Origin of the sequence: Dermacoccus sp. 147Ba, from assembly GCF_004151355.1 — a bacterium.
Classification (GTDB): Bacteria; Actinomycetota; Actinomycetes; order Actinomycetales; family Dermatophilaceae; genus Dermacoccus; species Dermacoccus abyssi.
This window is the reverse complement of sequence record NZ_SEHL01000004.1, coordinates 93,879-107,372: the sequence shown is the minus strand read 5'-3', so window position 1 is coordinate 107,372 and position 13,494 is coordinate 93,879. Positions and strand designations below refer to the sequence as shown.

At 68.1% G+C, this 13,494-nt stretch carries 12 protein-coding genes; 4 read left to right on the top strand and 8 right to left on the bottom strand.

Annotation, left to right across the window (positions count from 1 at the left end; genetic code table 11):
• Positions 1-53: 53 nt before the first annotated feature.
• From EVU97_RS06790 to EVU97_RS06780, 3 genes are read right to left on the bottom strand one after another with little or no spacing between them, the layout of a single operon-like run.
• Positions 54-767: a TIGR03089 family protein gene (locus EVU97_RS06790; protein WP_129664538.1), complete on the bottom strand. Its 714-nt coding sequence runs from the start codon at positions 765-767 to the stop codon at positions 54-56.
• Complete coding sequence (locus EVU97_RS06785) at positions 764-2,299, bottom strand: aldo/keto reductase (RefSeq protein WP_129664536.1); 1,536 nt, start codon at positions 2,297-2,299, stop codon at positions 764-766. Before EVU97_RS06785 ends, EVU97_RS06790 begins: the two co-directional genes overlap by 4 nt.
• A gap of 47 nt (positions 2,300-2,346) precedes the next feature.
• The gene (locus EVU97_RS06780) at positions 2,347-3,429 is read right to left on the bottom strand and encodes a PseG/SpsG family protein (protein WP_129664534.1); all 1,083 of its coding nucleotides are present in this window, start codon (positions 3,427-3,429) and stop codon (positions 2,347-2,349) included.
• Positions 3,430-3,601: 172 nt separating this feature from the next.
• Here EVU97_RS06780 and pseB point away from each other — a divergent pair, with 172 nt between their 5' ends.
• Genes pseB through EVU97_RS06765 form a run of 3 tightly spaced genes read left to right on the top strand, consistent with a single transcriptional unit; the run spans position 3,602 to position 6,625 of the window.
• Complete coding sequence (pseB, locus tag EVU97_RS06775; RefSeq protein ID WP_129664532.1) at positions 3,602-4,591, top strand: UDP-N-acetylglucosamine 4,6-dehydratase (inverting); 990 nt, start codon at positions 3,602-3,604, stop codon at positions 4,589-4,591.
• Positions 4,592-4,599: 8 nt separating this feature from the next.
• Positions 4,600-5,733 (top strand): DegT/DnrJ/EryC1/StrS aminotransferase family protein, encoded by a 1,134-nt coding sequence (locus tag EVU97_RS06770; RefSeq protein WP_129664530.1) that lies wholly within the window; start codon positions 4,600-4,602, stop codon positions 5,731-5,733.
• A gap of 1 nt (position 5,734) precedes the next feature.
• On the top strand, positions 5,735-6,625 hold the full coding sequence (locus EVU97_RS06765; protein WP_129664529.1) for a hypothetical protein: 891 nt from the start codon (positions 5,735-5,737) through the stop codon (positions 6,623-6,625).
• Between the two features lie 103 nt (positions 6,626-6,728).
• Here the strand turns inward: EVU97_RS06765 and EVU97_RS06760 are convergent, their stop codons facing one another.
• The 5 genes from EVU97_RS06760 to pseH all read right to left on the bottom strand — a co-directional run bounded on the left by EVU97_RS06760 (position 6,729) and on the right by pseH (position 12,973).
• Positions 6,729-7,751, bottom strand: a complete 1,023-nt coding sequence (locus EVU97_RS06760) for a hypothetical protein (protein WP_129664528.1) — start codon at positions 7,749-7,751, stop codon at positions 6,729-6,731.
• Positions 7,751-9,466 (bottom strand): hypothetical protein, encoded by a 1,716-nt coding sequence (locus EVU97_RS06755; RefSeq protein WP_129664527.1) that lies wholly within the window; start codon positions 9,464-9,466, stop codon positions 7,751-7,753. The genes EVU97_RS06760 and EVU97_RS06755 overlap by 1 nt, the downstream gene beginning before the upstream one ends.
• 104 nt (positions 9,467-9,570) lie before the next feature.
• On the bottom strand, positions 9,571-11,364 hold the full coding sequence (locus tag EVU97_RS06750) for a hypothetical protein (RefSeq protein ID WP_129664526.1): 1,794 nt from the start codon (positions 11,362-11,364) through the stop codon (positions 9,571-9,573).
• Between the two features lie 2 nt (positions 11,365-11,366).
• Positions 11,367-12,431 (bottom strand): pseudaminic acid synthase, encoded by a 1,065-nt coding sequence (gene pseI / locus EVU97_RS06745; RefSeq protein ID WP_047311885.1) that lies wholly within the window; start codon positions 12,429-12,431, stop codon positions 11,367-11,369.
• A gap of 47 nt (positions 12,432-12,478) precedes the next feature.
• Positions 12,479-12,973: a UDP-4-amino-4,6-dideoxy-N-acetyl-beta-L-altrosamine N-acetyltransferase gene (gene pseH, locus EVU97_RS06740; RefSeq protein WP_129664525.1), complete on the bottom strand. Its 495-nt coding sequence runs from the start codon at positions 12,971-12,973 to the stop codon at positions 12,479-12,481.
• A 266-nt stretch (positions 12,974-13,239) separates the two neighbouring features.
• Between pseH and EVU97_RS06735 the strand changes: the two genes are divergently transcribed.
• Positions 13,240-13,494, top strand: a complete 255-nt coding sequence (locus EVU97_RS06735) for a phosphopantetheine-binding protein (RefSeq protein ID WP_047311887.1) — start codon at positions 13,240-13,242, stop codon at positions 13,492-13,494.

Below are 13,494 nucleotides of genomic sequence, written 5' to 3'. Positions count from 1 at the left end.
ACGCCGCCGCCCCCTCATGAAGACCAGGAAGGGGCGGCGGCGTTTGTTCGTCCTCAGTGGCGCTGGACGCCCTCCTGGGCGAGCAGGGTGTCGAGTTCGACCGGGTCAGCGTCGCCGCGGACGATGACGACGCTGCCACCACCCACCCAGCAGCGCAGCATCTGTGTGGGATCGGCGCCGGCGAGGAAACGCCGTTCGCCGGTTCCGTCGGGTGTCACGAGGTCACGGAAGGTGACCCTCTCGTCTCCGGCGACCCACGCGACGGCGCTTCCGGCAGGCTCGTCGAACGGGACGAACAGGTCGGCGTAGGTGCTCAGCTCGCGGGCCTCGTCGAGTGCCCCGGCCGGTACCTCCACGGCAGCGCCCCGTGCCAGCATCGCCAGGGTGACGACCACCTGGTCGCCACCGAAGTCCGGCGAGGGAACGCTCGTCACAAGGACATCGAGCCCGTCCTCGTCGGCGAAGGTTCCGGCGTCGCTGTCGGAGAACTCGACACAGGCACCCAATGACCAAGCCGCGAGACACCAGTACGCCGTGCGCCAGTGGGCGGCGGGGAGGTTGATGCCGACTCTCGTTTCGGCTTCCACGTCGAACTCCTCGGTGAGGAGGTTCGCCGCCTTGCTCACCCAGTTCGTCAGCACTTTCGCAGAGAGCTCGATTCGCTCGCCGCGGGTCGGCTCGTCGCTTCGGTCGTAGAACGTGAGACGCGGCGCCGTCGCGTCGCTGCGCGTCATGGCCTCGAGGACCTGCCAGGGTGTCGTCGTCACGACGTGAGCACCGAGGCGAGACGCTCGTCGACGAGGTCGACCTCGTCGGGCGTCAACGGCGCGTTGAGGCAGTAGGCGAGGTCGTCGATCATCTGCTGGTTGCTTCGGGTGCCGACGGCGATCGAGTCGACGAAGGGGTGGCCCAGGCTGTAGGCGACGCACAGATCTGCGACGTTCGCGCGTCCCAGCTCGTGGGCCAGGAGGACCAGCTGTCGGTTGAGCTCGGTGGGCTCGAAGACCGTGCCGCCCGCGAAGGTCGCGTGGGTGGTGACGACGACGTCGCGGTCCGTGAGGAGCTCGCGTGCGCCGCTCAGGGCGCGGTCGGCGACGCCGAGGGGGAATTGAACGTAACCGATGTCGGTCAGCTCCAGAGCACGGCGCAACTCGTCGAGGGATTCGACGTTGACGCCGATACGGCCCACCTCGCCGGACTCGCGGTAGTCGCGAAGGCGGTGCCAGCCCGTGCCGTCCGCGCTGTGCGCCTCGTCGACGTTCGCCATGAGCACCGCAGACGCCTTACGGCGGCCGAGCTCGGCGAACGAACGCTCGAGCTGGGCCTCGACCGTTGTCGCGGCCAGACGCGGGTCGTTCGTACGGATCTCGCGCAGCCGCGAGATGAAGTGCAGACGCTGCGTCAGCTGCGGTTCACCACACTTGTGCAGAATCTCCTCCGCGTTGTGGTCGCCGCGTCCCACCTCCACGTGGTTGACGCCGCGGTTGACGGCGGTGGCCAGCATCGCGCGGATCTCCGTCGAGGAGGGTGCGAGGGGCCCGGCGAACGCCTGGCCGCCGAGGATCATGACGGACTGGTCGAGTTCGCTCCGGTCACGCCGCGGCACGCTGGGGCCCGCGGTGAACGCGCTGCCGCCGATCTCGTTGATGAGGTCGATCCAGGGCACGCTCACCGGATCGGTCTTGTCGGCGAAGAGGCGGCAGACGCGGTCGTAGTCCGACAGGACGTCGACGGTGCAGCGGAAGCGCTCGGGGTCTCCGGGGTTGTCCTCGGGGACGTAGTCGAGCGTGCTGACGTTCCGCCGAAGCCAGGGCGTGACGTGTTCGCGGTCGTAGGGCGTGTCGGTCTCGGCCGCTGCGCGACGCAGGTCGCGAACTCGGAAGACCTCACAGCCGAGGCCCTCCGGCATACGGGAGACGTCGTTGCGGCCGTATTCGAAGCCGCCGGCGTCCATCGCCTCGATGAGTTCGTCGATGAGGCTCGAGTCGCCGACCGGGTTGTCGCCGGTGAGACGAACGACGCGGTCGTCGTCGTCGAGGTCGCGCGTCGCGGCGACGAAGCGTCCGAGCACGTCGTCGAGGGAGCCCCTCATGGCGGGGATGCCGACGCGGTGCAGGTGATCGAAGATGCGCGTGTCGTACTGCTCCTCGCTCGTCGCGACGATGACCTCGTGCCCGTCACGTGACGCGCGCCGGGCCACGAGCTCGATGAGCGGCATGCCACCGATCGTCATGAGGGCCTTGCCCGGCAGACGACTCGAGTTGAGCCGGGACTGGACGACGACACGGGTGCGGGTCACGGGGACCTCCGGGAGAAAGCAGGGACGAGAGCACGTGCGCTCTCACCCTAGCGACGAAGCGCCTCGATGGCGTCAGCGACGCGGCGGCGGCCGTCACCGTCGAGCAACTCCCGCCCCCGCTGCGCGCGGGCCTCCCGGGCAAGGGGGTCGCCGAGAGCACTCGCCAGTCGGCGTGTCGCGTCCTCACGGCTCGTGCCCACCGCGTGCAGTTCGTCGAGGTGGCCCACGCCGAGCGCGAGGTCGGCTTCGATCACCATGTCGTAACCGAGCCGCTGGTTGTCGATGACACACACGACTGCCGTGGGCACCCCCAGGCACAGGAGCTCCCACACGGACGAGCCGCTGGCGGTGACGACTAGATCGCTGCGCGCAGCACGGGCCGCCAGATCGGTGACGGGGCCCGTTGTCGTCAACGTGACGTCGACGGGCAGGTCCTCCCGCAACGGCGCGGCCCAGGCGTCGTCGGGCGTGACGACCGTGAGGTCCATCCCGACTCCGGCGGCCGCAGCCGCCTGCAGGACGATCGGAGCGACGAGCGGAGCGGCGCCCATGGGGTCGCTTCCGCCGAACACGGCGAGGACGCTGAGTCGCTCCCGTGCTCCGGGCCGTGCCCGCCCGGCGACCTCCTTGCGCAGGGCGAGGACGTCGTCGCGAAAGAGCGTGTAGGGCGCGCCGGCCAGGGCCTGCCGCCCCGCCTCGACCTTCCTCGGAGTGGCCCCGGGATTCTGGTCGACGTACAGGTCGGCGTCCTGATCGGCGCCGAAGCGACCGTCGACCATGGCCGTGACGGGCAGCCCGTGCCGCCTGAGATGAGCGCCCCACGAAGGGCCGAAGTCGTACCCGTCGATGACGACGAAGGACGCGGCGAGCCGGTCGGCGAGATCCCCCAGGGCCGCCGGGTCGTCGGGCCGCGTGTGCAACGTCACTCCGGCGTCACGGTAGGAACGTTCGACCCAGTCCAGGGCCAGTTCGCCCGCGAGGTGGACGGATCGGCCACGAGCGATGAACTCCTGCGCCAGTGCGAGCAACCGCATGGCGTGACCCACTCCGATGGACGCCGTGGCATCGGTGCGAAGGACGATGGCCGAGGTTGCCCGATCGGCGCCGGTGGGGGAGGGCTGCGTCGTCATGGCGCCATGGTGGCACGGGCGCCACGGGAGGTGACTCGCCGCGACGTGTCGAGTCCCTGGGCCCTCGCGCGCTGGTGCTAGCCTTGCGGGGAATGTCAAGAATCGGGCAGAGTTTCGCCGACGTGCCGAACGTCAGCCGCCCGATGCACGAACAACGCAATGGGAGCCCCGAGTGAGCATTCTTGAAGGATCGTCCATCCTCGTTACCGGTGGTACCGGTTCTTTCGGTAAGGCCTTCATCTCGAAGCTCCTCGCCGAGCACAACCCGAAGCGCGTCGTCATCTACTCGCGTGACGAGCTGAAGCAGTGGGAGTGCCGCGCTCTCTTCAAGGACGACCCGCGTCTGCGCTGGTTCATCGGTGACATCCGTGACCTCGACCGTCTGCGTCGTGCCATGCACGGCATCGACTACGTCGTTCACGCGGCCGCTCTCAAGCAGGTCGACACGGCCGAGTACAACCCGTACGAATTCGTCAAGACGAACGTCATCGGCTCCCAGAACGTCATCGAGGCCTCGATCGACGCCGGCGTCCAGAAGGTCGTCGCCCTGTCGACGGACAAGGCCTCCAGCCCGATCAACCTCTACGGTGCGACGAAGCTGACGGCCGACAAGCTGTTCATCCTCGGCAACCACTACGCCGCCGCCTACCCGACGCGCTTCGCCGTCGTGCGCTACGGCAACGTCATGGGCTCGCGCGGTTCGATCATCCCGAAGTTCAAGGCGATGCACGAGGCCGGCGAATCGCTGCCGATCACGGACCTGCGCTGCACCCGCTTCTTCATCACGCTGGGCGACGCCTGCCAGATGGTGCTCGACACCTTCGAGCTGATGCAGGGCGGCGAACTGCTCGTGCCGCGTATTCCGTCGATGAAGGTCACCGACCTGGCCCAGGCCATCGCCCCCGGTGCCAAGATGCACGACGTGGGTCTGCGCCCCGGTGAGAAGCTCCACGAGGAGATGATCTCGCCGGAGGAAGGCCGCCGAGCGGTCATCGTTCACGACGGCAAGTACTTCGTCCTGCAGCCCGACTTCGCGACGTGGGGCTACGAGGCCCCTGCCGACGGCGTTCCGGTCGAGGACGGCTTCCACTACTCCTCGGGTGACAACGACCAGTGGTACACGATCGAGGAGCTCCAGCAGATCCTCTCGTCGGGTATCTGAGGCGCTCGATGGTTCTACCGTACGGCCGACAGTCCATCAGCGCCGACGACGTCAAGGTCGTCGAGGAGGTCCTCACCGGTGACTGGCTGACCACGGGTCCCTACGTCACGCGCTTCGAGGAGGAGATCGCGCAGCTCGCGGGCAGCCCGAATCAGGCCGTTTCGGTCACCTCGGGCACGGCGGCGTTGCACGTCGCCTACGCGGCCGCGCAGGTGGGCCCCGGCGACGAGGTCATCACGACGCCGCTGACCTTCCTCGCCACCGCGACGACGGCCTCGATTCTCGGCGCCAAGATCGTCTTCGCCGACATCTGCGAGGACACGGGCAACCTCGACCCCGACGCTGTGGCTGCGGAGATCACGGGCGCGACCAAGGTCGTCGCGGGAGTCGACTACGGCGGCCACCCCATCGACGCCGAGGGCCTTTCGGCCGTGGCGAAGAAGGCCGGTGCCTACCTCCTCGAGGACGCGGCGCACTCCGTCGGCGGTTCGCTCGACGGCACGCCGGTGGGTTCGCTCGCGGACATCACGACGTTCAGCTTCTTCCCGACGAAGAACCTCACCACGGGTGAGGGCGGTGCCGTCGTGGCCAAGGACGCCGACGTCGTGGAGCGCGCTCGCCGCTTCAAGGGCATCGGCATGGTCCGCGAGCCCGAGCAGCTGCGAAGCAAGGACGAGGGCGCCTGGTGGTACGAGATGCCCGAGCTGGGGCTGAACTACCGCCTCAACGACCTGCAGGCCGCGCTCGGTTCGAGCCAGCTCACGCGTCTGGGACAGTTCAAGACGCGCCGCCAGGAGATCACCGATCGGTACAACGAGGGCCTTGCGGGCATCGAGCAGCTCACGCTGCCCGGTCACCGGGCGGGCGCTGACCCGGTGTGGCACCTGTACCCGCTGCGCATCACCGACGGACGCCGCCGTGAGCTGTTCGAGCACCTGCGCGAGCAGGGTATCGGTGTGCAGGTGAACTACATCCCCGTCTACTGGCAGCCCTACTTCGCCGATCTGGGCTACCGGCGTGGCATGTGCCCCACGGCGGAGGCCTACTACGAGCAGGAGATCAGCCTGCCGATGTTCCCCGACCTCACGGACGACGACGTCGATCGCGTCATCGAGCTCATTCGGGGCTTCGTCGGGGCCTGAGATGCACCACGCCAACCACTTCTACGGCCATGCCCACATCATGGCCGAGTACGCCGGGGTGCAGGGCGTGCCCCGCATCTGGGGCTTCCTGCAGCACGGCTGGAACATCCACGACGGTTTCGCGGTGGGTACGACGTTCGTCGCCGGCTACCCGAAGCTCGTGTGGTCGAACACCGTGGCGCGTCGTGGTTGGGCTCTCGGGCTGCACCCGTACGTCGTCGTGGGGGCACCTTGGGCGTACCTGCTCGAACAGCACGACCAGCACGGGTGGGAGGCCACCGAGCCCGAGCGCGAGGGAACGATCGTCTACCCCTTCCACGGCTGGGAGGGGCAGCAGATCGTCGGCTCGCACGAGGAGTACATGCGTGAGATCCGCGAGGTGGAGGGCGACGTTCCCATCACCGTGAGTCTCTACATCAACGAGTACCGCGACGCGCGGGTGCGCCGTATCTACGAGAGCCTCGGCGCCCGCGTGATCACGCACGGTGAGCGCGGATACATGTGGAAGAACACCGACGTGAACTTCCTGCGCAAGCAGCTCGCGGAGATCCGCCGTCATCGCCGGGTCGTGAGCAATCGGGCCTCGAGCGCGTTGTTCTACGGCGCCTCCGCCGGTGCCCAGATCGGCATCTACGGTGACCCGATGGAGATCATGAACGACCACGCCATCCTCGGCGGGTCGCAGAAACCGCACCGTCTTCTGCCCGAGCTCTACCAGCCCTTCGTGCCTCTCGAGTTGGGGCGCCAGCTCGCCGCCGAGGAACTCGGTCAGGACGCGTTGCTCAACCCCGCCGAGGTCCGTGAGGCCTTCGGTTGGCAGCGTCAGCCGTTGCGCGACGACGGCGGCCTCGTCACACCGCTGCCCGAGTCGGCGGTCACCGTCGACTCCTGAATCCGGATAGGCCGGGCGAGATCCGGCCGACGAAACGGGCCGGGCACCGTCACCCCTCGAGGTGTGCGGTGCCCGGCCCGTTTCGGCGTTGCCGTCAGGTGCGTCAGTGGACGCCGACGATGGCCCACTCGGTGGCGCCGAGGAAACCGGCCGAGCGGCGACCCTGCGGCTTGGTGTCGATGTGCACGAGCACCGGTTCGGTGACGGACTCCGCGAGCGTCACGACGAGACGGCCTGCGGGGCCGCGCGTGACGGAGACGCCCTCGGTCACTGGGCGGCCCTGGAGGTCGAGCACTTCCACGGCGCCGTCCGGCACCGAGAACGACGTGTTGACGACGCTCGAAACGGCCTGACGGGCTTGCGAACGCGCGATGCGCGTGCCCTTGCGCATCGCCTTGGCGCCGACACGGGTGTACCGGTTCTTCTTGGTCAGTGCTGCCAACTGGAGCGGGGCATCGACGGCTTCGAGTTCGACGCTCGTCACGCCTTCGCCAGGCACGACGCTCATCCAGCCGTGACGGGTGCGCGCCTTGATCGTGTGGCCACCCGAGACCTGAGCCGGAAGTCGGGGCTCGTCGGCGCCGCGCTCGGTGACGCGGACGGCGTCGTAACGAAGGCCGAGGGCCGGGCGCACGTCGAGCAGGTCGTCGCGCCCGAGCGAGACGCCGAGCACCTCGATCATGAGCAGCCCCTCGGGGTCGATCTCGTCCGCGTCCAGGTCGAACGAGACGGCGACACGGGTGAGGCCGGGGGAGTCCTCGGCGAGCTGCGTCACGAGGGCGGCACCCACGAGTCGAGCCTTCTGACCTGCGCGGATGCTGACGAGACGCGGCAGCGTGAGGTCGGCCTCACGGTGCTCCTCGGGCACGCGCACGCGCCACCACTTCTCGGTGGCCTCGTCGGCGGACAACTCGAGGTCGACGCGCACCGGGCGGCCGCCGTTGTCGAACTTGAGGCCGAGCATCGTGTCGTTCGAACGCGTGCGCCCGACGATGGCCTGGCCGCGCACGATGCCGTCCATCACCATGGCCTCGGGTACGGCCCCACCGGTGAGGTCCACCGGCAGGGTCAGCGGGGTGACGACGTCGTCGAACGTCGTCGTCATTCCGGGATTGCGCTCTGCCATCAGTGGCTCTCCTCAAGATCGGACACCAGGCCGAGGATGGCCGGAAGCTCTTCGGTCGGGGCGTGCAACTCGGCGCGCGTGAGGAACGGCTCGTGGCGATCCCACATGCGGCGGGTTGCGATGAGGACGTTGTCGCCGTCCGCCTCGATGTGCGACATCGCGAGGTTGACGCCCATGTACAGGCGGGCCGCCTGGCTGGACTCCCAGTGGGGCACGAGCGGGCTGGCGACGTCCGAGAGAGCGCGGTAGTAGACGAGCCACAGCCGGGCTCGCTCGATCTGCTCCTCGGTGATCATGCGGTCACCGCGGTTGAGACCGTCCATCGCCTCGCGAAGGTACTGCCAGTACTCCTCCTGCGTGTCGGCACGACGGCTGATACCGCAGTGGCTCCACTCCGACCAACCGGCCTGGAGGGCCGGGATGCCGTAGGCGGGGTACTCGTTGGAGACCGAGCCGCGCACGGTGACGGCGTAGTCGACGAGGCTCCAGATGACGTTCTTCGACAGGTCCATGCTGGGCGTGAAGACCATGTGGTCGAGGTGGCCGTACTTCTCGGCCAGCTTCTCGAACATCTGCGTGCTGTCGTAGAACGCCTGAGCCGGGTGGTCGACGAAGAGCCAGTTCACGTCGGGGTTCTCGGCTGCGAACTCCACCGTCTCGCGGAACCAGTGCCCGAGGTTGTCGAAGATCTCCTTGTTCGAGCGCACGGCGTCGCTGACGGCGTGGTCGAAGACGGTGATGATCGGCTTGGCCGGGTCCCAACCGAAGCGGCGAGCCGCGAAGGTGCGCACGCTGTCACGCTCTGCGCGGGTACGGAACTCCAGCTGCGAGACCGATCCGCCGCCACGCCACCAGGAGGGGCGACCCAGGTTGACCTTGGAACGCCACGTCGACAGCTCTGCCGAGCGCCGTAGCGCGTCACGGTGCTTCCAGACGCACTCCTCGAAGTACTCGGCGATGAGGCGGGTCATCTGCATGCGGTAGGTGCCCTCGCCCTCGATCTGGTCGGGGAAGAGGGCGTAGGCCTTGAGGGAGCCGGTGCTCTGGACGTGGATGACGGGAACGTCGAGGCGCATACCGGCCTCGACCGCGAGCCCCCACTGCGCGTAGTCGATGTGGCTCGTGACGAAGGCAGCCGTCGGGATCTGGGAGAACAGGGCGTCGTAGATGCGCGCGTAGTGCTTGGAGCGCTCGACGAGTCGCTTGTACGTCGGTTCGCTCGCGACTTGCTCGTCGACCTCGGGCACACGCATGATGCGAACGGCCGTGGCGGCGACGATGTCGTCGTACTCCTGCTGCGGGATGTCGGTGGTCTCCGGCAGGGTGATCGTGTGCCTGGCCACCTCGAAGGTGTTCACACCCTGCAGGGTGTCGGCGATCATCTGCCCGACGTCGATGACGTCGACCGCGCCCCAGGCCGTCGCCATCTTCGACAGCTGATCGGTGTCGTAGTACTGCCAGATCGTGTCGCGCCAGTCCGGGTCCGGCCCGACGAGAGCGACGATGCGCGCAGGGCGCATGCGACGGATCCCGTTGGCCAGGGTGAGGTTACGAAGCGCCACACGGACGTCCTGCATGAGCAGGTCGACGAAGATGACTTCCTCGCCCGAGGGCAGCACGCACCGTGGCCAAAACCGCCCGGCCGTGACGCACATGGCGTCGAAGTGCGAACCGTACGATTGGTGGACCTTCTCCACCGGCTTGGCGCGAGCCATGGGCAGTTTCCTTCGTCGATCAGTGGGCGTGCTTCGGGCGTGGCCGGGTCGTGCTTCGGAGCCGAGGGTCCCGACCGGGCCCACAGCACACGTAGGTTAACAACTCAGGTTGCGTCGTTCAGCATGCGTCGAACTGCCTTCTCCGCCTTGTCCTTGAATCCGGGAGGCAGCTGATCCATGACGAGCGCGCGGGCGCTCTTGACGGCCTTGCGCTTCGGAGCACCCAACGCGTCGGTGACCTTGTAGGCCGTCGTGGCAGTCACCGTGTTCATCCGCTTCTCGAGGCCGGCGAACTGTCGATCGCGCCACTCGAGATGCCGCTCCAGCCAATCGATGCGCTCGCGGTTGACGGCGAGTTCCTCGCGAAGTTCCGCGTTGGCACGGACGGTTTCGCGCCAACTCGCCGAGCGCGGATCCTGGGCGTCCATCTCCTGCGCGCCGGGGGTGGTGAGGCGAGCGAAGCCGTTGTCGGCGGCCGATCCCAACGAGGCCTGAAGGCGTTCCTCGAGCGCGACCGACGATTCTCGGGTGCTCGTCCAGTCGATGCCCACCATGGCGCACAGCGAGTCGGTGATCTGGTCCGCGCCTGCGTCGGCCACCCAGGGGTGAGCGAACGAACGACGGAGCAGACGCTGCGCGAAGCGCCAGAGGTTGCGGGCGAGGGCTGCCTCGCTCGTGGTCTCGACGCTCACCGTCCAACTCGGGTCGAACAGGCCGAACGTGACCGAGTCACCGTCCGTGCGACAGACCGTGTTGTCGACGGTTGCGACGATCGCCTCCGGGGCGGGCAGGCTCATGAGCCAGGCGCCGTATGCGGCGACGACGTGGCGCACACCGGTGAGATCCCGGACACGGCAGGCGTCCGTCAACATCGTCTCGACCAGGGCGCCGCGCTCACCGGCGTAGGCGCGCGAGAGGTCGCGTTCGACGACGCCCGAGGCGACGAGACCGCCCAGCGCGTGCCGGTCGTCGTCGACGACCACCCGGGCGCGCCAACCCGCTGCGGTTTCGGGCTCCACGGCAACGGCGCGAGGAACCTGCAGGTCATCGGCGTCGCCGTGGGTCCACATGACGATCCACACCGGTGCCAGTTCGGCCGCCAGACGCGCATCGAACATGCGCTCGGTGAGCATCGTCGGGTCGCTCAGTGTGCGCGGTCCGGGGCCCGGGTCGACCGCCACGGCGGAGGTGAACGTCTTCGCGAACTGGACGAGTTCCTCGTCTGCGAGTGAGTCGTCGCGCACGAGGACGACGGGGTGGGTGGCACTGGGCACGGCGGCGAAGCAGCGCGCCAGGTTCAGGTCCGCGTGGTCGAGTGCTCCCGCGAGTTCGTGGCGGAACAGTCCGCCGGCGGCTTCGCCGGCCAGATGGTCGAAGTTGTCCCGCGCGAGGACGGACGGAGCAGTCTGCAGGTCGTTGATGCCGAGGGAATTGGAGACCTCCGCGACGAGCACCCCGGATTCCGCGGTGAAGCCGGCCATGAGCGCCAGGCTCTCCCGGCAGCTCAACGGACGCGAGTCAGGCGTGACGAGCATGCGCAGGGGATCGAGTGCGACGACGACCGCATGGTCGCTCGTGTCGAACCTGTCGAGGCTTCCGCAGTGAACCGAGAGGCCCTCGTGCAGGTCGCGCGAGTGCTGGAGGGAGCGAGCATCGACCGTGCCGCGCACGAGGACCGAGACCTCGCGCTCCGGGGACAGGTCCTCGAGGAGGAGACTCGCGGTCGGGCCGATGAGCAGCACCGGCCCCTCGGCGGCCTCCACCGCGCGGCGGGCGAGTTCCAGCCCCGCATGGTCCACGCGGGCAGCCGCCCGATCGCTGTGGTCGAGCATCTCGCCGCCGGTCAGCGTGAAGCCGCTGACGGGCTCGACCTGACGCACGGTCTGCGGGTCCGTCATGCTCAGACCAGCTCCCACGACATGGGCGTGCCCTTCGCCGCGTCACGGGTGAAGGTGCGGCCCTCGAGGGTGGAGAACGTGTCGGGCGCCAGGCCGTTGGCGGGACGGATGGAGCGGACGTTCTCGGCCGTGACGACATCGCCGGCCCTGACGTCCTCGACGACGTAGAGGCTGCGGCGGAAGCGCAACCCCTCCTTCTCCTGGGCGCGTGCGCCGATGCGCGGTTCGCCGAGGCACTGCCAAGCGACCTTGGACTGGGACACGAGCTGGTTCAGCTCCTCCGGCTCGGAAGAGAATGCGGAGTCGACGCCGCCGCCCTCACGCGAGAGCGTCACGTGCTTCTCGACAAGGACCGCGCCCAGGGCGACGGAGGCGACGGCGGCGCCGATGCCCATCGTGTGGTCGGAGTAACCGATGAGGGTGCCGAGGGCGTCCCGCATGACGGGAATGCCACGCAGGTTGGACTCGCTCGGGTCGGCCGGGTAGTTCGCGGTGCACGCCAGCACGACGATCTTGTCGTTGCCGACGCTGCGGGCCGCCTCGACCGCGGCGTTGATCTCGCCGAGCGAGGCCATACCCGTGGAGATGATGATCGGCTTGCCCTTGCTCGCCGCGTGCCGGATGAGGGGGAGGTCGACGATCTCACTGCTCGCGATCTTGTACGCGGGCACGTCGAACTGCTCGAGGAAGTCGACCGCGGTCGGGTCGAAGGGGGAGGAGAAGGCATGGATGCCGAGCTCCTTGGCGAGCGCGAAGATCGGCTCGTGCCACTCCCACGGCGTGTGCGCCTCCTCGTACAGGTCGTACAGGTAGCGGTCGGCCCACAGTTCGTGACCGGAGGAGATCTTGAAGTCGTCGGTCTTGACGTCGATCGTGATCGTGTCGGCCGTGTACGTCTGCAGCTTGATGGCGTGGGCGCCCTGCTCAGCGGCCATGCGCACGATGTCGAGGGCCTTCTCGAGGCTGCCGTCGTGGTTGCCCGACATCTCGGCGATGATGTACGGCTCGGCGTTCGGGCCGACCTCGACGTCACCGATGCGGATGTTCTCGTGCGGGTTCTGGCTCATGCTGGGGGCTCCTCGCTCGTCTGCGATTGGCTGGGTGACGCTCTGCGTCAGGACGTGCGCTCGCGGCGCACGTGGATGACCTGCGTCGGCTTGCCGCCGATCTCGCGCGTCTCGGTCTCCATCTCGACGAAACCGTTGCGCTTGTTGAAGCGACGAACGCCCTCGTTCACCTCGAGCACCTCGGCGTCCAAGGTGTCGATATCGAGCTGCGCGTCAGCGTACTTGACCGCCTCACGCTGGATCTGGATCCACGCAGGCAGCAGCTCGCCTCGTTCCGTGAGGCCCTCGTTGTCGAGGTAGTAACCCCACCAGGAGGTCTTCGCCTCGGCGTCGTAGTCGAAGAACGTGACGACACCGGCGGGCACTCCGCCGCGCTCGTACATGAGCACGCGTCGGCTCGGGTTGTCCTTCGTGTTCGCCCACCACGCCGCATGCTCGTCGGGCGAGATGACGTGCTGGGTGAGAGAGACGGCGCGTACCTCGTCGTGATTGCGCCAGGTGCGCACGTTTTCCTGGTCGGCGTCCGTGGCGGGGCGAAGCATGCGAACTCCCGTTCTCAACTCGGTGACTCGGACCGTCAGGGCCCGACTCACCACGATACCGGCCGCAGGTGTGCCCACGCGACGCTGACGCGTTCCCGCGCGTCACCGCGACGAAGAGCGTGTGGGCGCACCGCAGCGCACCCTTCGTGCGTCGCGCGATCTCACAGGTGAGGCGAAGCCCTAGACTGTCGTCAGCACACGTGTCTGCGTCGACGGCGGTCGCCCCACCGAAGGCGCGGGTCATTTCGCACGATGAAGGAGAGTCCATGAGCACGCTCAGCCGCGAGCAGGTCCGCACGATGATGGGTGAGGTTCTCACCGCGCAGGGCAAGGAGCTGCCGTCCGACGACTCGGCTCGTCTCGACGCCATCGGCTTCCGCTCGCTCGACTTCTCCGAACTCGCCCTTCAGGTCGAGGACGAGCTCGACACCGAGCTCAACTTCGACGCGCCCGGCCTGCGTTCCATCGAGACCGTCGGCGACGTGCTCGACTTCATCGACGAACTGCAGAAGGCCTCCTGA

Coding starts and splice junctions, on each gene's coding strand:
- EVU97_RS06780 (WP_129664534.1), bottom strand. CDS start 3,429: ATGACGACGCAGCCCTCCCCCACCGGCGCCGATCGGGCAACCTCGGCC.
- EVU97_RS06770 (WP_129664530.1), top strand. CDS start 4,600: ATGGTTCTACCGTACGGCCGACAGTCCATCAGCGCCGACGACGTCAAG.
- EVU97_RS06765 (WP_129664529.1), top strand. CDS start 5,735: ATGCACCACGCCAACCACTTCTACGGCCATGCCCACATCATGGCCGAG.
- EVU97_RS06760 (WP_129664528.1), bottom strand. CDS start 7,751: ATGGCAGAGCGCAATCCCGGAATGACGACGACGTTCGACGACGTCGTC.
- EVU97_RS06755 (WP_129664527.1), bottom strand. CDS start 9,466: ATGGCTCGCGCCAAGCCGGTGGAGAAGGTCCACCAATCGTACGGTTCG.
- EVU97_RS06750 (WP_129664526.1), bottom strand. CDS start 11,364: ATGACGGACCCGCAGACCGTGCGTCAGGTCGAGCCCGTCAGCGGCTTC.
- pseI (WP_047311885.1), bottom strand. CDS start 12,431: ATGAGCCAGAACCCGCACGAGAACATCCGCATCGGTGACGTCGAGGTC.
- pseH (WP_129664525.1), bottom strand. CDS start 12,973: ATGCTTCGCCCCGCCACGGACGCCGACCAGGAAAACGTGCGCACCTGG.
- EVU97_RS06735 (WP_047311887.1), top strand. CDS start 13,240: ATGAGCACGCTCAGCCGCGAGCAGGTCCGCACGATGATGGGTGAGGTT.